The following is a 16,595-nucleotide window of genomic DNA, read 5'->3' on the forward strand; positions in this document are numbered from 1 at the left end:
GCCGGAGGTCGCCGGTCACCTCCACGGCCCCGTCGGCGGACAGGCCGGTGCGCACCTGCACCTCCTCGGTCCGACCGGGCGCGGTCTCCACCTGCTAGCCGGCCGAGCGTCAGAAGCCGCGCACGACCAGCCGACCGAGCGTCCTAAGCCAAGCGCGACCAGCCGACCGCACCCGAACCCATGCGCGACCAGCCATCCGCCCCCCCGAAGCCGTGCGCGACGACCAGGAACCGCCGGAGCGCGCCTACCGCACAACAGGCATAGGATCAGTGGCCGTGGATCAGCCGCCCCGTCGGAGCAGCCCGGCCACCACCCTGGCATCCGGCCGGTCCACCACCGCCACGACGGCAGCCCCCACCACCACGGCCACCACGGCCGCCAGCACCACCGCACCCACGTTCGGCCAGATGCCCGAGACGCCGAGCCACCTCACCACCCCAGCCCCCGCCAGGTACCCCAGCACACCACCGGCGACCGCCGCCCCCGCGGCCCGGGGCAGCCCCGCCGCGGCAACGCTCCCGCGCGCCCGCACCACGGCCCCGAGCAGCAACACCCCACCGGCGGTCATGCCGACGCTCATCCCCAGCGCCATCCCGCCGATCTTCCACCCGGCGGGCAGCAGCAGCACGAGCACGGTCTGCGTGACGATGACGACCAGCCACCCCGCCACCGTCCCGGTGGCGGCCGCCCGCCCGAGCCCGGCCGCGTAGAGCACCCGGCTCAGATGGGCGATGAGCCCGTAGCCGACGATGCCCGGCGCGAACAGCGCGATCGCCAGGGCGAGCTGAGGCGGCGGCACCTCGCTCCTGCCTCCCAGGAACACCACCGCCCCAGGCCCCGACGCGGCGGCCAGCACCCCGGCCGCCAGCCCCGTGACCAGCACCACGGCCCGCGTGGTCCGCGCCGCCAGCGCCGAGAACGCGACCGCGTCGCCCGCCTGCGCCGACAGCCGGGGGAACGCGCTGGTGGCGATCGGCACGGCCAGCACCGCGTACGGCACCAGGTAGATCGCCCACGCGTAGTTGTAGACGGTGAGGGCCCCGTTGCCGATCGCCTTGTTCGACAGCAGCACGACGACGATCATGGCGGCCTGCTGGGCGAGCAGCGCCGCGATCCCGGCCAGGGCGAGCCTGCGCACCTGCCCGGCCACGCCGTCGGGGAAGCGTAAGGTGGGCCGCCACCGCAGCCCCAGCCGCGACACGGGCCCGACCACGGTCAGCACGAGCGAGAGCACGCCCAGGCTGGTGCCCACCGACAACGCCAGCTCGGCCGGCCCGGGCAGATGAGCCGGGTCGACGGTCCCCGAGCTGAGCGGCACGAACAGCAGGTACGCCACGATGACCACGATGCTGGACACCAGCGGCGCGACCGCGGGCCCGGCGAAGCGGCTGTGCGACTGCAGCACGCCGTAGAGCACGACGGCCACGCCGTACAGGGGGATCTGGGGGGCGAAGACGACCAGCATCCGGGTGGCGACGGCGACGAGCTGGGTCGTGTCGCACCCGTTGACGGCCTCGCCGAGGAACAGGCCGATGACCGGCCGGGCGAACAGCGCGGTGAGCGCCCCCAGCGGCACCAGGACCACGACAACCCACGTCAGCAGCGCCGAGCTGATGTGCGCGGTGCGCTCGCGCGAGGCCGCGGACCCGGCCAGCACCGGCACCACCATGCCCGCCAGCGCACCTCCGACGACGACCTCGAAGACGATGTTGGGGATCTGGTTGGCCGTCATGTAGGCGGTGGACAAGCAGTTGGTGCCGACGGTCTGGGCGAAGGCGTACTGCTTGGCGAAGCCGGCGATCCGGGCCAGCACGGTGATCGCCCCGATGAGCAGGGCGCCACCCGCCACGCCCCGCGCCGTCACGCTCCGCACCCGGCCTCCCCCGCCCAGTATCCGGTCACGCCGACATCCTGGCAGGTGCCACCGACAATCGCGCGCGGAGGGTCACACGTGGTCGACGGGACGCCGCCCGAGCATGTCGAGCCGGTTGAGCACCGGGTTCGCGGCGATGACCTTGGTGAAGCTGACCTTCTCCGAGGCCGCGGTGAGCGCCGCGACCGTGCCCAGGAGGACCAGCCTGCCGGGCCTGCCGAGCTTGGTGACGGCGGCCAGCCCGAGCAGAGCGCCGAGCGAGTTGGCGCCCGCGTCGCCGAGCATGGCGCGCTCGCCGAGGTCGTCAGGCAGCAGCGCCGCGGCGGCGCCCAGCGGCACGGCGGCCAGGGCCGCGGCGGCGGGCGAGGACCGCAGTAGCGAGACGGCCAGCAGCGGCCCGCCGGCCAGCAGCCCGACCTTGATCGCCCGCCCGGGACGCAGGTCGAACAGGTTGGCGAGGTTGGCGGCGCCGGCGATGGCCGCGCCGTTGACCAGGGTGTCGACGGGCCCATCGGAGACGAGGGCGGCGGCGCCCAGCCCGGTGGCGCCGATCCCGAGGATCTTGACGGCACCGCTGGTGACCTCGCCGCGGGCCAGAGCCGTCAGATGACCCTTGAATCCCTTGGAGGACGTGGTGCCGTAGAGGTCGTCGTAGGCCCCGAGGGCGCCGGTGCCGACGCCGGCCAGCACCGCGGCCAGCCGGGTACGCGGCGCCAGGCCGGGCGTGAGCGCGGCAGCGGCGCCCGAGCCCGCCACGAACGCGGGCCCTTCCAGCAGGGTGATGGGCTCGCCGCGGTGGTTCTTGCGCGTCCAGCGCCCGCCCAGGTCGGCCGGACGGTTCCGGGTGAAGGCGGAGTAGGCGGCACGGGCGGCGGCGGCACCGATCGCGGCGCCGGCCAGCGCGTAGAGCAGGCCACGGGCCATGTCAGCTCCCTGACTGGGTCGGTGAGGGTGTGGTGGTCGGCAGGGCGGGCTGGGTGGCCGAGGCCCCCTTGCCGATGCCGTACTGGCCGGCCCGCCCGCTCAGTTGCTCCCGGAGAGCGTAGACGACCACGACCCGGCCCGTGGGCATATCGACGGTATCGACGGTGGACACGCGCTTGGCGACGTCGCCGTCGTCGCGCAGGGCACTGACGGCGCCCCCGGTGACGGCCGCGTTGGCGGCGCTGCCGGCCAGCACCGCGCCCTTGCCCGCGGCGTCGAGCCGGTCGGCGACCGAGACGAGCGCGCCCAGCTGGGTCTCGGCCTGCTCCCCCTCGTACGCCTTCTCCGGCGCGAACATCACCGCCAGCATGGCCCGCTTGGCGGGGTCGCCGTCGGTGCTGACCAGCCCGCCCGCCTCGAACCCGCTGATGACGGCGGCGGTCGCGGCATTGGGGGTGCCCGCCTGGGCCTGGTCGGTGGTGAGCAGCGTGGAGGCGAGAAGTGCGCCGGCCTTGTCCCAGACGGTCGCCGTGGACGGGAAGACCATGTCGACCGGTTTGAGCTGGTTGACCAGGCCGTCGAGCACACCGCTGCGGTCGGGGTCGAAGAACTTTTCGGTCAGCGTGACGCGCCCGCTCACCTCGGCGCCCGCCTCCTCCAGCACCTGCTGCTCGGCCTCGCGGAACGTGGTGCTCGACCCCGGCGCCTCGACCAGCAGCACGCGCTGGCCGGTCAGCTCGCCGGCCACCAGCTTCGGAGTGACGCTGGTGACGAAGGCGTCGTTGCCCGCCTCGCGGCCCTGGAGCTGGTCGATCTGCACGCGCAGCTCGTCCTTGGTCTTGGTGAGCTGCGCGGAGATCTCCTGCGCGGACTTGACCGCGGGCTCCTGCAGCAGCGTGGTGCCCAGGACGATCCCGACCGCCAGCGCCAGGAAGATCGCGACGATGGAGACGACGTGGTAGCGAAAATCGATCACGAGAAGAGTCCGACCAGCCAGAAGATGAATGCGTTCCAGACGTCTTGCAGGCCGTTCAGCCAGGTCTGGCCGAGCGGCGACAGGAAGAGCGCCACCCCCATGGTGATCAGGGCGGTGATCACGAGCATCAGGAGCTGGGAGGTGGTGATGCGGCTGCGGTAGAGCCTGCTCACGCCCTTGGCGTCGATGAGCTTGCTGCCGATGATCAGCCGGGTCAGGAAGGTGCTGGCCATTCCGGAGCGGCCCTTGTCGAGGAACTCCTCCAGGGTGCCGTGGGTGCCGACCGCGACGATCAGCTCGGCGCCCTTGTCGTCGGCCAGCAGCATCGCGATGTCCTCGCTGGTGCCGGTGGCCGGGAAGATGACCGCCTCGCGGCCGAGCTGGTGCACCCGCTCCAGGCCGGGGGCCCGGCCGTCGCGGTAGGCGTGCACGACGAGCTCGGCGCCGCAGGTCAGGGCCTTGGTCGAGACTGAGTCGAAGTCGCCCACGATCACGTCGGGGAGGTAGCCGGCCTCCAGCAGCGCGTCGGCGCCGCCGTCGACGCCGACGAGGACGGGACGGTATTCCCTGATGTAGGGGCGAAGAGTGGCGATGTCTTCCTTGTAGTGATATCCGCGCACCACGATGAGGACATGTCTGCCCTCCATCGGGGTGCGGATCTCAGGCACGCCGACTCCGTCGATGAGAAGCTTGCCCTCACCACGAACGTACTCCATCGTGTTGACGGCGAAAGCCTCGATCTGCACGGCCAGCCCGGCGCGCGCCTCGGCCATGGCGGCCTCGACGGCCTCGGCCGTCTGCTCGTCGCCCTTGCCCACGACGTCGTCGTCGAGGTAGATGACGCCCTCGTGGAGGCGGATGACGTCGCCGTCCTTGACGCGTTCGAACAGCTCGGGGTTGGCGTTGTCGACGAACGGCACGCCCGCGTCGAGCAGGATCTGCGGCCCCAGGTTGGGATAGCGGCCGCTGATGCCGGCGGCGACGTTGACCACAGCCGCCGCGCCGCACGCGACGAGCGCCTCCGCGCTGACCCGGTCAACGTCGACATGGTCGATAATCGCTATTTCCCCGGGCTGGAGGCGTTTGGTCAGCCTCTTGGTTCGCCGGTCGATTCTCGCCACTGCCGTCACACCGGGAAGGTCACCGACCTTCCTGCCACGGAGGCCCGGCATCTTGCTCCCCGGAACCTTCATCATGACCATCCTGCCAGAGGGAAACAGCGCGGAGGCCAAGCACTACGCCGCGTGTCCACTATGTCACGCTGAATCACCTGTCGGCCGCTGCGAGCCCGAGCAGCTCCTCCGCGTGCGCCCGGCCCAGTTCGGAGTCCTCCAGACCGGCCAGCATGCGCGACAGTTCGCGGACGCGCCCCTCGTGGTTGAGCGTGACGACCCCGCTGCGCACGACGCTGCCGTCGCTGGCCTTCTCGACGACCAGATGCTGGTCGGCGAAGGCCGCCACCTGCGGGAGGTGGGTGACGACGATCACCTGCGCGGTGCGTGCGAGCCGGGCCAGCCGGCGCCCGATCTCGACCGCGGCCTTGCCGCCGACCCCCGCGTCGACCTCGTCGAACACGAACGTCGGCACCGGGTCGGCACCGGCGAACACGACCTCGATGGCGAGCATGACGCGACTCAGCTCGCCGCCGGAGGCGCCCTTGTTGAGCGGCAGCGGCGGCGCGGCCGGGTGGGCGGCCATCCGCAGCTCCACCTCGTCGACGCCCTCCGGGCCGAACTCGGCGCTCTGGGTGAGCTGCACCACGACCCGGGCGTGGGGCATGGCCAGCGCGGTCAGTTCTTCGGTCACGGCCTGGCCGAACCGCTCGGCGGCGGCCTCGCGGACCTTGGTGAGCTCGGCGGCCAGGGTGGTGAGCCTGGTGGTGAGCTCCTCGTGCTCGCGGGTGAGCTCCTCGATGCGCTCGTCGTCGCCTTCGAGCTCGCCCAGGCGGGCGGCCGCCTGCTGGGCCCAGGCCAGCACCCCTGCGCTGTCCTCGGCGTACTTCCTGATCAGGCTGCCCAGCACGGACCTGCGTTCCTGCACGGCTCCCAGACGGGCGGGGTCGGCCTCGATGGACTCGGCGTAGGCGGCCAGGTCGGTGGCGACGTCGGAGATCAGGTATCCGGCCTCGGCGAGCCGGTCGGCCACGCCGGCGAGCTGGGGGTCGTAGTCGCGCACGGCCTCGACGGCCGCGCGGGCCTCCCCGAGCAGCGAGATCACGTCATGGGCGCCGCCGCCGGCCTCCATCGGGTCGCCGAGCAGCGCGGTGTGGGACGTGGTGGCGGCGCTGCGCAGCGCGTCGGCGTGCGAGAGGCGCTCCTCCTCCTCGCGCAGCTCGGCGTCCTCGCCCGGCTTGGGGTCGACCTTCTCGATCTCCTCCAGGCCGAACCGCAGCCGGTCGGCCTCCTGGGCACGCTCCCTGGCCTGGGTGGTCAGCTCGTCGAGCAGCGCCCCGACCTGCTTGTGCCGCTTGTACGCCTGTGAATACGCCCGCAACGGCTTGACCAGCTCGTTTCCGGCGTAACGGTCGAGCGCGGCGCGCTGCCTGGCGGCCTGCAGCAGCCGCTGCTGGTCCATCTGCCCGTGCACCGCCACCAGGTCGTCGGCCAGGTACGTCAGCGTGCCGACGGGCACCGTACGGCCCCCGAGCCAGGCCCTGGAGCGGCCCTCGGCCGAGACGGTGCGCGAGATGATCAGCTCGCCGTCCTCGACCTCACCGCCGAGGTCCTCGACCTGCTGGGCGACCCGGCCGCCGGGCTCGACGACGAGCGTGCCCTCCACGGTCGCCTTGTCGGCCCCCGGACGGATGCGCGAGGGATCGGCCCGGCCGCCGAACAACAGCCCGAGCCCCGTGACGACCATCGTCTTGCCCGCGCCGGTCTCGCCGGTGACCACGTTGAAGCCCGGCGAAAGCTCGAGTACGGCCTCGTCGATGACGCCGAGCCCCTGGATGCGGACCTCCTCGACCCTTGGTCGCACTGCCCACTCCCGTCACTGCCGTGCCTGATGGCCGGTCGATTGTCTCCGGACACCTGTTGCCCATGGGATCCTACGCGCTCCGCCCTCCATTCATTCAGGGTCGCACTCTCCCGCGCCATCCCTGAACCGGTAGTTCGAACTTGGCGACCAGCCTGTCGGTGAAGGGCGCGCCGGTGTTCTCGACGCCGTGCAGACGGGCCAGGCGCACCGGCTCGGCGCCCCTGCGCACCTCCACACGTGACCCGGAGGGCAACTCGAAACGGCGGCGGCCGTCGCACCACAGAACCCCGCCCGGAGTGTCCGGCAGGATCTCCACGGCCATCGTGGACCGGGGCGAGACCACCAGCGGCCGCGCGAACAGCGCGTGGGCGCTGATCGGCACCAGGAGCAGCGCCTCCACCTCCGGCCAGACCACCGGCCCGCCGGCCGAGAACGCATACGCCGTCGAACCCGTAGGAGTGGCACATATCACGCCGTCGCAGCCCCAGCGGGACAGCGGCCGCCCGTCGATCTCGGCGACCACCTCCAGCATGCGTTCCTGCTTCTCCACGGTGACCTCGTTGAGCGCCCACGTGTCGGCGATCACCCGGCCGTTCTGCCTGGCCAGGACGTCGATCGTCATGCGCTCCTCGACGTCGTAGCGCCCGGCGACCACGCTGTCGACCGCCGAGGCCAGGTCGGCCACCTCCGCCTCGGCCAGGAACCCGACGTGCCCGAGGTTGACCCCGAGCAGCGGCGTGCCGGCGGGCTTGGCCAGCTCGGCCGAGCGCAGCAGCGAGCCGTCGCCGCCGAGCACGATCATGACCTCGGCGTCCTTGGCCGAGCCGGGGTCGTCGCTGGGGACGACCTCCACCCCGCCACAGCCGATGTCACGCGCCTCGGTGTCCAGGACGCGCACGTTGATGCCCGCCCCGACCAGCCGGTTGATGACCAGACGGGCGCTCTCGACGGCGGCGCCCCGCCCGGTGTGGACGGCGACCAGCACGGTCCGGTTCATTGCGGCCCTTCCGCGACGGCACGCTGGATCTCGGCATCGAGCTCGGCGACGGGCGGATCACCCTCTCCTTTGCCCAGCCACAGCAGGTATTCGACATTTCCGGAAGGGCCGGGCAGCGGGCTCGCGGTCACGCCCCGCACGCTCAGCCCCAGCTCCTGCGCCTTGGCCGCGGCCTCGCGCACCGACCTGGCCCGCAGCTCGGGGTCGCGCACCACGCCGCCCGCGCCCACGAGCTCCTTGCCCACCTCGAACTGCGGTTTGACCAGCATGACGAAGTCGGCCCGCGGCGCGGCGACCTGCGCCAGCGCGGGCAGCACGAGCCGCAGCGAGATGAACGACAGGTCGCCCACGACCAGCGTGGGCGGCTCGCCGACCATGTCGGGGGTCAGGTCGCGCACGTTGACGCGTTCCATCACGGTCACCCGCTCGTCGGTGCGCAGCGACCAGGCCAGCTGGCCGTAGCCGACGTCGACGGCGAGCACATGGGCCGCGCCGTGGCGCAGCAGCACGTCGGTGAAGCCTCCCGTGGAGGCTCCCGCGTCGAGGCACCTGCGCCCCTCCACCGACAGGCTCTTGAACGCCTCCAGCGCCCCGAGCAGTTTGTGCGCTCCCCGCGAAACGTAGTCGGGCCCGTCGGCCGACTCGGCGACGACGATGGCCGAGGCGGTGTCGACCTGGGTCGCGGGCTTGTGCGCCTGCTGGCCGCCCACGCTGACCCGCCCGGCCTCGATGAGCTGGGCGGCCTGCTCGCGCGACCTGGCCAGCCCGCGGCGCACCAGCTCGCTGTCGAGACGGATCCTGCGGCTCACCGCTCGCCCAGCGCTTCGTCGCCCGCACCCGCGAGAGTGGACTCCAGCCCGGCGAATGCCTCCTCGAACACGGCCACGTGCTCGTTCACCGGCAGCTCGCCCACACGACCGAGACCGGCCACGATGGCGTCGACCCGCTCGTCACCGGTCTCCTCCGGCAGCTCACTCATGACTCGACCGTAACGCCTCGGGCGAGCGCCCGGGACCTTGGCAGGCGTGTCACGCGTTGAGACTCATACGGGGGTGCTAGTGATGTGGAACGCTACCGACCGCAAAGGGAAAGAAAGGATGCCCAACATGGCAAGCGTCGAGGAGTGCCGGGCGGCACTGGCCAGGCTCGTCGCCCAGTTCGACGAGATCGGCGCGGAGGATCGTGCCAAACACGTGGTCGAGCGCACGGTCAGCGCCCGGGTCTCCGACCTCGACGTGATCTTCTACGGGCGGCTGCACCACGGGGGGCTCGACCCGTTCACCGAGGAGCCGCCGGCGGGCGGCAAACCGGCCGATGTGAAGATCACCATCGCGAGCGACGACCTGATCGCGCTGGTCGACGGCGAGTTGGATCTGGCCCGTGCGCTGCTCGGAGGGCGGGTGAAGATCGACGCGAGCTTCGGCGACCTGCTGCGCCTGCGCAAGCTGATCTGACCGTTTCTGTTCAGGCGGCTGTTCGATGTCCTACGCAGCTGCGCAGCGCGGGTGTTCGCTGTCAGGCGACTACTCGGCGCGTGCGTTAACTGTTAGGCGACAAGCGAACAGCGACCCTGCCCCTCGCCCCCCGACCGACTGAGCCGCCCTCCGGCGGCCACGTCGCCCCCATCTGACGCTTCTCCCCACAGACCCCCCGCGATCATGGCGCTGCCCCTGCGCGTGGACGAGCCCGTCGTGTCGCGAGCCGTGGAAGAAGGACGCCGTCACGGCAGGGCTCGTGGGCTGCTGGCCGCTGCAGGGCGGGAGAGGCATTGCCGAGGCGGCCCCCGCGCCGGTCGCCTCACCCCACGCGCTTCAGGACGTCCTTGATCGCGTCCTCCCCGATCTGGCCTTCGCCCGCGGCCGTCCAGGCGGCGTCGCAGGCCGCGCGCAGGCCGTCGATCCGGCTGCCGTCGCCTTCGAGGCGCAGCGTCCCGTCGCGCCACTCGGCCCGCCATCCCCCGCAGGCGCCCTCGCGCACGTCGGGATAGGGCTGGACCAGCGCGCCGAGGTCCTCGGCCAGGTACGTGGGCCGGTGCCGGGGCGCAGCGGTCAGCACGTCGAGCGGGGTGGCCACCCCGGTGAACACCAGCAGGCTCTCCACCCCCGCGTTGGAGGCCCCTTCGATGTCGGTGTCCAGCCGGTCCCCCACGACCAGCGGCCGCCGAGCGCCCGTACGGATCATCGACTCCCGGTGCAACGGCGGATCCGGCTTACCGGCGTACACGGGTTCAACCCCGGTGGCGGCGGCGATGACCCGGACCATTGCCCCGTTCCCCGGCAGTTCGCCCCGCCCGGTCGGCATGGTGCTGTCAGCGTTGGAGGCCACGAACAGCGCGCCCTGCCGTACGGCCAGCGCTCCCTCCGACAGCAGGGCGTACGACAAACCGGGAGCGATCCCCTGAACCACCGCCGCGGGCGACTCGGCCGCGACGGACACCGGCCTGAGCCCATGAGCACGTACGGCCACCCGCAGCCCCGACCCGCCCACGACCAGCACCGCGGCGCCCGGAGCCACCCGCTCGGCGACCAGCCGCGCGGCCGCCTGCGCCGAGGTCACCACATCGGCCGCCGTGGCCGGGACGCCGAGTTCCCGCAGGTGGGCGGCGATGGCGGCGGGCGTCCGGGAGGCGTTGTTGGTCACGTAGGCGAGCCGGACCCCCTTGCCCTGCGCCTCCTCCAGCGCCTGCCTCGCCCCGGGAACCGCGTGCTGTCCGAGATAGACCACACCGTCGAGGTCGAGCAGCAGGGTGTCATAGCCGTCAATCAGCACAGCGCCTCTTCCCGTTTGACTCTCACGCCGCGTGAGACTTTAGCGTCGCCTTCGTACCCCGCCACAGGAAGCCCTCTCCTCGTGGATCGGGAAACCCGTACCCGACACCGGAAGGACGACCATGTCCCGCGAGCCCGACGCCACGACCGAGGAACGCATAGAACTGCTCGGCGCTCCCGCCCATGACGAGTACGCGGCGGAGGCCGAGGAACGCTGGGGCGACACGCACGCCTGGGCCGAATCCGCACGCCGCACCTCGACCTACGCGCGGGAGGACTGGCGGCGACACGAGGCCGAGGCAGCCGCCCTCTCGGCCCGCCTCGCCGACGCGATGCACGCCGACGTCCCGGCAGACGGCGACCTCGCGATGGACCTGGCCGAGGAACACCGCGCCCACCTCTCCCGCTGGTTCTACGACTGCACGTACGACATCCACCGCGGCCTGGCCGACCTGTACGTCTCCGACCCCCGCTTCACCGCCGCCTTCGACCGCACCTCACCCGGCCTGGCTGCCTACCTCCGATCCGCCATCCTCGCCAACGCCACCCGCCACGGCTGACCCCTGCCACCCGACCAGTCGCATGGACGTGATGCCGCGCGTGGAAGGCGACGGCCGACAAGCCCGGAACTGGGGGCACGGCCCTCAAGACGCCGTTCTGCCACGCAACCCGGGCAAAGTCCGTCACGGCAGCCTTGCGCCGCTTCCATGGGGGTGGAGCAGCCAAAGACGGCCACGGCATGCCTGTTCCCTTACGCAAGGGCAGCCAGATTGCAGCCGCGGCATGCCTGCACGCTCAAACAGGGACGGCCTGGGCAGCCACGACGACTGCATTCGCCGCAGCACGCCCCCTGGGCACTCGGCTGGGAAGCCGCCGCACAGGCCCCTCATGTCCCAGCAGGTCGTGTTCTCCACACAACCCGAGTCGGTCGCCCAGCAGTGGGGTAGCCACTTCTCCGGTAATGGGCGGAGTCGTCACGGTCGGCCAGGTGCTCGGGGTCGACGGCGGGCACGTGCCGCGATGTCCCTCGGCCGCCGTCAGGGGCTGGGGAACGCGAAGACATGGCCGCCCATGCGTGACGGCATGAACGCCTCGTCGCGGCCCCGGAAGGCCCTCAGCGACAGCGTCACCCCTATGGGCCGACCAGGGCACGGCACAGTCGCGTGCTGGGCCACGGACACACGCCGTCCAGCACGGGGCCAGGCCAAGGAAGCGCTCTGCTGCGACGACGCCCGCTCGGCACGACGGGCCGCGAGCAAACACCGCAGGGGCTCCCGTCCGAGCTGATGCCCCAGGGAGGATCGAAACGCCCAGCTGACACAGTCGATTGGGAGGCGACGTTCGCCATGGCCGGCTCCCGCGCCCGTCTGCCCCTACATCTCCCGGCGAGCCCTCAACGTCGCCCGCACACTCTTCAAGGCCGACACATAATGCCGCTCGTCTGGCCGCATGGCCACCGCGATGGCCAGCGGCTCCTGAGCGCCCTCCAGATCCCCCGTACGCCACAACGACAAGCCCAGCCCGAAGTACGCATAATCCTCAGCCGGATTCGCATCCACGATCTGCCGGAAGCTGGCCGCGGCCTCCGCGTACTGGCGGGAGTTGAACTGCGCCCGAGCCAGCGCCTCAAGGATGCTCCGGGACTGCGGCTCAGCAGCGGCGGCCCGCTCCAGCAACGCCGCGGCAGCCGCCGGACTCCCCTCCTTCAGCAACTTCACCCCACGCTGATACCAGTCGTAAACACCGCCCCCGGGAACGCCACCCACGGACTCATCGTGACCATTTCCGCCCTGAACCATGCGTGAGGACTCCTTCATCGCTGGACGACGAACCTCGCTCCCGCTCCGCCGCGTAAGGGGCGCGACAGCAAACGATTGGGGCAACTCCTGGTAGGCGCAAGCATTTATGGGAGCATGCCCGGTATGGGGACTCCTGAACTGCCGGTGCCTGACGGACTGGTGCTACGGCCCTTCCGAGGCGTACGTTTCGATGTCGAAGATCCCGCCAAGGTGACCTCCCCACCGTACGACCTGATCAGCGATGCGGACGTCGAAGCTCTCCTTGCCTCCCACCCGAACAACGTCGTCCGCCTCATCCTTCCCTGCAACCCCGAAGCGACACCCGCCCCCGAACCCGGCACCCCTGGCGGCCCGGCCGGTACCCCGTCCAGACTCCGCCACCGGACCGAGGTGCCGCTCGAAGCCCGTTACTCCGAGGCCAGGGACACCCTGAGGGCCTGGCTGGACGCCGGCGTCCTCGTGGCCGACGACACTCCTGCCCTGTACGTGTACGAGCAGAGCGGCCCGCACGTCCTCCAGCGCGGCCTGATCGGCGACGTCGGCCTGGTCGACCCCGCCGAACGCGTCATCCTCCCCCACGAGGACGTCATGCCCGGCCCCATCGCCGACCGGCTGGCCCTCATGAGCACCACCGAGGCCAACCTCGAACCCATCTTCCTGCTCTACAACGGCGACAACGGCAAGGCGACCCGCCTGGTGGACGAGGTGGCCGCCAAACGACCGCCCCTCGTCACGGCCGGAACCGAGGACGGCCTCACCCACCGGCTGTGGGCGATCACCGACCAGGACGAGATAGACGCCATCAACGCCGACCTGCGCAACCGTCAGGCCCTGATCGCCGACGGCCACCACCGGTACGCCACCTACCGCGTCCTCCAGCGTCAGGAGCACGCCGCCCGCCAAGCCCTGCGGGACGGAACCCACCAGGCCACGCCCTATGCCCCCCAGGCTTCTCAGCACGCCCCCCTCAACGCGCCCCTGAGCCCGCCCACCCGTATCTCCCAGGACGCATCGCCCCCGCCCCCCGAACACGCCACCGCGCCGGACCGCCCCGTAACGCCCTCTCCCAGCCCAGTCACCTCGTTCCGGCACGAGCTGGTCGATCACCTGGCCCATCCGTCAGCCGAACCGGCCTCCGCCCCGGCCGACCCCCGGCAGGCGCTGGGCCCCTGGGACTTCGGGCTGGCCCTGATCGTCGACTCCACCGCCTACCCACCCGATCTCAAGGCCATCCACCGCGTCATCCCCGGTCTCCCCTTGACCGAGGCCGCCGCCCGGGCCAGGGGCGCCTGGCAGGTGCACGACTTCGACGACCTGGCGCAGGGCCTGGAGGCACTGCAGAACGCGGCCGAGCCCGCCTTCCTGCTCGCCGGCCAGAGCGGCACCCATCTGCTCACGGATCCCGACCCGGTGCAGCTGAACCTGGCGATGCCGGACCAGCATTCGGACCGCTGGAACTCGCTGAACACCTCGATCCTGAGCGAGTTCATCCTGCCCAAGGTGTGGGGCATGGAGGACGACGAGCGGGCCGTACGCATCGTCCACCACGACACCGAGGCGGCATTGCGGCTCGCGATCCAGACGGGCGGCACAGCCGTCATCCTCAAGCCGCTCATGGTCCATGACGTGCTGGCGGTCGCCGCGGGCGGCGAACGAGTGCCCCGCAAGTCCACCTCCTTCGGCCCCAAACCGCGTACCGGCCTGGTCCTGCGCACGTTCGCCATCGACTGACGCCGCCCCTGCCGCGTGGCCGCGCCTCCCCTGCCCACCTCCGAGCGCTCTCCGGGGCGGCGCCTCGCCATCGCCGACAAGGTCACCCCGCCCCGGCCAACTGAGCCACCTGCCGCGGCCCCCGGCTCGGAACCACCTGCTCAGATGGCTCAGGAACCGTCTCCTCGACAGGTCTGACGGCACTGACCTCCACCTCGTACCGCCAGATCTTGGCGGCGGCCGGGCCGAAGACCCGGCAGCGGAAGGCGCCCGTCACCTCGATGAAGTTGCGCGGTTCAAGGCCCCGCACGATCTCCGCCACCTCGGGATCGAACGTGACGCACGGGATGCTGTCGGTGAGAGCCGGGCCTCGCCGGTGCCTGCGCCGGCGGCGGACGATGACGCGCCACTTCGTGGCCATGTCGCCGCTCGGCATCGCGTATTCCTCGACCGCCGCCGACAGCCGCCCCACCAGCACGACCTCGTTCCGATCCATTGTCGTCCTCCCGTTTGTGTTCCGGAGGAGATCACTCTCTACGATGAAGGGAAGCCCGGATCGATACGAACGTCGTTCTGGGGATGACGGATGTACGCGCGGGAGTGCCTGTGGACAACATCACCGCACTAGGCGGCGACGTCTATGAGATCGACACCAAGATGGCCGGATACGCGGGCATCACCGCCGGCTACCTGATCCTGGGAGATCGGCCGTGCCTGGTGGAGACGGGCACCTCGACCTCGTCCCCCGTGGTGCGCGACGCGCTCGCCTCGCTCGGCGTCGGCCCGGACGACCTGGCCACCGTGGTGGTGACCCATATCCACCTGGACCACGCGGGCGGTGTGGGCGACATCGCGAAGTTCTTCCCGTCCGCGCAGGTGGTGGTACATGAGAAGGGCGCGCGCCATCTGGCCGATCCGTCGCGTCTGATGGCCAGCGCCCGGATGGTCTGGGGTGACCAGCTCGACACCCTCTTCGGCGAGCTGTCCCCCACCGAGGCCGAGCGGATCGTCGCCCTGGGCGACACCGGCGCCATCGACCTGGGCAACGGCCGCACGCTGAGCAGCCACTACTCGCCCGGCCACGCCAAGCACCACGTCGGCCTGATCGACTCCGCCACCGGAGACCTCTACGTCGGGGACGCCGCGGGCGTGTACCTGCCCCAGACCGGCGACCTGCGCCCCGCCACCCCGCCGCCGGACTTCGACCTTCAGACGGCTCTCGACTCGATCGCCCTGTTCCAGGCACTTGGTCCGCAACGGTTGCTGTTCAGCCATTACGGACCGGTCGGCGCCGTCCAGGAGACCCTTGAGCGGTCCGCCGAAGAGCTCCGGGTCTGGGTGGATCTCACCCGTCAGGCACACTCCGAGGGCCTCGACCTCGATCACGCGGTCGCCATGGTCCGCGACCGCACCAAGGAGCGCTACACCGCCCTGCAGTCGGACGACGTGACGGCCGAGCAGTTCGAGCTGCTGAGCGGCGCCCCGTCGAACGTCGCGGGCATCCTCCACTGGCTCAACCGCGTCGAACGATGACGACCGGCCGATCACACCCCATGTGACACAAAAAACTCCGCCGTCCCCCTGATCATCAGGGGGACGGCGGAGCGGCAACACCTACTCGTCGTTCTTCTTCGGCCGGTCCTGAGCGGATTCGTCCGTCTCGACTTCCAGCACGTCACCGAAGTCCGGCTCGATGAACGCGGGCGTGATCCCCGGCGTCCCGGCCTCCGCCGGCTTCTCTTCCTCGCCACCGTCGGCGGGCTCGCCCGCCTCCGGCTCGGCCGTCTCAACAGCGACGGCGTCCTTCGGCTCGACCGGCTCGACCGGCTCGGCAGGCTGCTCGGCGACCTCGGGCTCCAGGAGGTCGTCCGCCTCGGCCAGGGCCTCGTCGTCCTCTTCCTCCTCCTCGGCCAGCTTGCCCGCGTCGGCGGCGCCGGCGTCGTCGAAGTCGTCCTCGGAGTCGAGGTCCTCCTCGAAGTCCTCCTCGACGTCCTCGATGACGGCTCCGGTGAGCTCGGCGTAGCGCTCGGCCGCGTCCGTCTCCCCGTCCTCGTCGAAGGCCATCGCACGGGCGAACCAGTCGGTCGCCGCCTCCTGGTGCCCGGCGTCGGCCAGGGCGTCCGCATAGGCGAACGCGAGGCGCGCCGACCACGGCTTGGGCTGCGGGTCACGCAGCTCGGGCAGGCGCTGAAGGGTGATCACGGCCGCGTCCTGCTGGCCGAGGTCACGCCTGGCACCCGACTCGACGATGGTCAGCTCGATGCGTCCGGCCCGGTCGAGGCGCTCGGCCTCCGGCGAACGCACGAGATCGATGGCCCGCTCCGGACGGCCCATACCGCGCTCGCAGTCGGCCATGACCGGCAGGTACGCGTCGGACCCCGTCATCCTCCTGGCCGCACGCAGGTCGCTGAGCGCCTCGGAGAAGTGTCCGGCCCGGTAGGCGACGATGCCCGCAGCCTCGCGTACGACACCGATGCGAGCGGCGAACCGACGCGCCACCTTGGTGTGTTCGTGCGCCTTGTCGGGATCGTCCTCCTCAAGGGCGCGCTCGGCAGCGACCAGGTGCCTGCCG

At 71.4% G+C, this 16,595-nt stretch carries 16 protein-coding genes; 4 read left to right on the top strand and 12 right to left on the bottom strand.

The window, feature by feature from the left end; all coding sequences use genetic code 11:
* Window positions 1–280 precede the first annotated feature (280 nt).
* The 8 genes from murJ to ACWCSD_RS29240 form a co-directional block, all read right to left on the bottom strand.
* A complete protein-coding gene (murJ, locus tag ACWCSD_RS29205; RefSeq protein ID WP_449919557.1) occupies window positions 281–1,873 on the bottom strand; it encodes a murein biosynthesis integral membrane protein MurJ in 1,593 nt (530 codons plus the stop codon).
* 72 nt (window positions 1,874–1,945) lie between these two features.
* Window positions 1,946–2,797 carry a hypothetical protein gene (locus ACWCSD_RS29210; protein ID WP_364340006.1) on the bottom strand — a complete coding sequence of 284 codons (852 nt, stop codon included), beginning with the start codon at window positions 2,795–2,797 and terminating at the stop codon, window positions 1,946–1,948.
* 1 nt (window position 2,798) lies between these two features.
* A complete protein-coding gene (locus ACWCSD_RS29215) occupies window positions 2,799–3,773 on the bottom strand; it encodes a copper transporter (protein WP_397158952.1) in 975 nt (324 codons plus the stop codon).
* A complete protein-coding gene (gene steA / locus ACWCSD_RS29220; protein ID WP_352364485.1) occupies window positions 3,770–4,966 on the bottom strand; it encodes a putative cytokinetic ring protein SteA in 1,197 nt (398 codons plus the stop codon). Before steA ends, ACWCSD_RS29215 begins: the two co-directional genes overlap by 4 nt.
* Before the next feature lie 73 nt (window positions 4,967–5,039).
* On the bottom strand, window positions 5,040–6,749 hold the full coding sequence (gene recN / locus ACWCSD_RS29225) for a DNA repair protein RecN (RefSeq protein ID WP_449919560.1): 1,710 nt from the start codon (window positions 6,747–6,749) through the stop codon (window positions 5,040–5,042).
* A 94-nt stretch (window positions 6,750–6,843) separates the two neighbouring features.
* A complete protein-coding gene (locus ACWCSD_RS29230) occupies window positions 6,844–7,746 on the bottom strand; it encodes an NAD kinase (protein ID WP_352364459.1) in 903 nt (300 codons plus the stop codon).
* Window positions 7,743–8,555, bottom strand: coding sequence for a TlyA family RNA methyltransferase (locus ACWCSD_RS29235; RefSeq protein WP_352364461.1), 813 nt, complete (start codon window positions 8,553–8,555; stop codon window positions 7,743–7,745). The genes ACWCSD_RS29230 and ACWCSD_RS29235 overlap by 4 nt, the downstream gene beginning before the upstream one ends.
* Window positions 8,552–8,725, bottom strand: a complete 174-nt coding sequence (locus ACWCSD_RS29240; protein WP_352326208.1) for a hypothetical protein — start codon at window positions 8,723–8,725, stop codon at window positions 8,552–8,554. Before ACWCSD_RS29240 ends, ACWCSD_RS29235 begins: the two co-directional genes overlap by 4 nt.
* Before the next feature lie 127 nt (window positions 8,726–8,852).
* On the opposite strand from ACWCSD_RS29240, the gene ACWCSD_RS29245 reads away from it, so the two are divergent.
* Complete coding sequence (locus ACWCSD_RS29245) at window positions 8,853–9,200, top strand: SCP2 sterol-binding domain-containing protein (RefSeq protein WP_397158955.1); 348 nt, start codon at window positions 8,853–8,855, stop codon at window positions 9,198–9,200.
* A 343-nt stretch (window positions 9,201–9,543) separates the two neighbouring features.
* Here the strand turns inward: ACWCSD_RS29245 and ACWCSD_RS29250 are convergent, their stop codons facing one another.
* A complete protein-coding gene (locus tag ACWCSD_RS29250) occupies window positions 9,544–10,515 on the bottom strand; it encodes an HAD-IIA family hydrolase (protein ID WP_397158957.1) in 972 nt (323 codons plus the stop codon).
* A gap of 121 nt (window positions 10,516–10,636) precedes the next feature.
* Here ACWCSD_RS29250 and ACWCSD_RS29255 point away from each other — a divergent pair, with 121 nt between their 5' ends.
* Window positions 10,637–11,074 (top strand): TipAS antibiotic-recognition domain-containing protein, encoded by a 438-nt coding sequence (locus tag ACWCSD_RS29255; protein WP_449919563.1) that lies wholly within the window; start codon window positions 10,637–10,639, stop codon window positions 11,072–11,074.
* Between the two features lie 813 nt (window positions 11,075–11,887).
* Here ACWCSD_RS29255 and ACWCSD_RS29260 read toward each other — a convergent pair.
* Window positions 11,888–12,313 (bottom strand): tetratricopeptide repeat protein, encoded by a 426-nt coding sequence (locus ACWCSD_RS29260; RefSeq protein ID WP_352326203.1) that lies wholly within the window; start codon window positions 12,311–12,313, stop codon window positions 11,888–11,890.
* A gap of 123 nt (window positions 12,314–12,436) precedes the next feature.
* Between ACWCSD_RS29260 and ACWCSD_RS29265 the strand changes: the two genes are divergently transcribed.
* Entirely contained in the window at window positions 12,437–14,044 is a 1,608-nt protein-coding gene (locus tag ACWCSD_RS29265; protein ID WP_449919566.1) for a DUF1015 family protein, read from the top strand.
* 82 nt (window positions 14,045–14,126) lie between these two features.
* Here ACWCSD_RS29265 and ACWCSD_RS29270 read toward each other — a convergent pair whose 3' ends face one another.
* Complete coding sequence (locus ACWCSD_RS29270; protein ID WP_397158963.1) at window positions 14,127–14,519, bottom strand: single-stranded DNA-binding protein; 393 nt, start codon at window positions 14,517–14,519, stop codon at window positions 14,127–14,129.
* 83 nt (window positions 14,520–14,602) lie between these two features.
* Here ACWCSD_RS29270 and ACWCSD_RS29275 point away from each other — a divergent pair, with 83 nt between their 5' ends.
* Window positions 14,603–15,556, top strand: coding sequence for an MBL fold metallo-hydrolase (locus ACWCSD_RS29275; protein ID WP_387679901.1), 954 nt, complete (start codon window positions 14,603–14,605; stop codon window positions 15,554–15,556).
* Between the two features lie 81 nt (window positions 15,557–15,637).
* On the opposite strand, the gene ACWCSD_RS29280 is transcribed toward ACWCSD_RS29275, so the two are convergent.
* The coding region (locus ACWCSD_RS29280; RefSeq protein ID WP_449919569.1) for a hypothetical protein at window positions 15,638–16,595 on the bottom strand (958 nt) is incomplete at its 5' end.

The sequence above is a fragment of the Nonomuraea sp. NPDC001684 genome (assembly GCF_053596515.1).

Bases quoted from the DNA above. Each gene is read 5' to 3' on its own strand.
- steA (WP_352364485.1), bottom strand. From the start codon at position 4,966: ATGAAGGTTCCGGGGAGCAAGATGCCGGGCCTCCGTGGCAGGAAGGTC.
- ACWCSD_RS29260 (WP_352326203.1), bottom strand. From the start codon at position 12,313: ATGGTTCAGGGCGGAAATGGTCACGATGAGTCCGTGGGTGGCGTTCCC.
- ACWCSD_RS29210 (WP_364340006.1), bottom strand. From the start codon at position 2,797: ATGGCCCGTGGCCTGCTCTACGCGCTGGCCGGCGCCGCGATCGGTGCC.
- ACWCSD_RS29270 (WP_397158963.1), bottom strand. From the start codon at position 14,519: ATGGATCGGAACGAGGTCGTGCTGGTGGGGCGGCTGTCGGCGGCGGTC.
- ACWCSD_RS29275 (WP_387679901.1), top strand. From the start codon at position 14,603: ATGACGGATGTACGCGCGGGAGTGCCTGTGGACAACATCACCGCACTA.
- ACWCSD_RS29230 (WP_352364459.1), bottom strand. From the start codon at position 7,746: ATGAACCGGACCGTGCTGGTCGCCGTCCACACCGGGCGGGGCGCCGCC.
- ACWCSD_RS29265 (WP_449919566.1), top strand. From the start codon at position 12,437: ATGGGGACTCCTGAACTGCCGGTGCCTGACGGACTGGTGCTACGGCCC.
- ACWCSD_RS29245 (WP_397158955.1), top strand. From the start codon at position 8,853: ATGGCAAGCGTCGAGGAGTGCCGGGCGGCACTGGCCAGGCTCGTCGCC.
- ACWCSD_RS29255 (WP_449919563.1), top strand. From the start codon at position 10,637: ATGTCCCGCGAGCCCGACGCCACGACCGAGGAACGCATAGAACTGCTC.
- ACWCSD_RS29240 (WP_352326208.1), bottom strand. From the start codon at position 8,725: ATGAGTGAGCTGCCGGAGGAGACCGGTGACGAGCGGGTCGACGCCATC.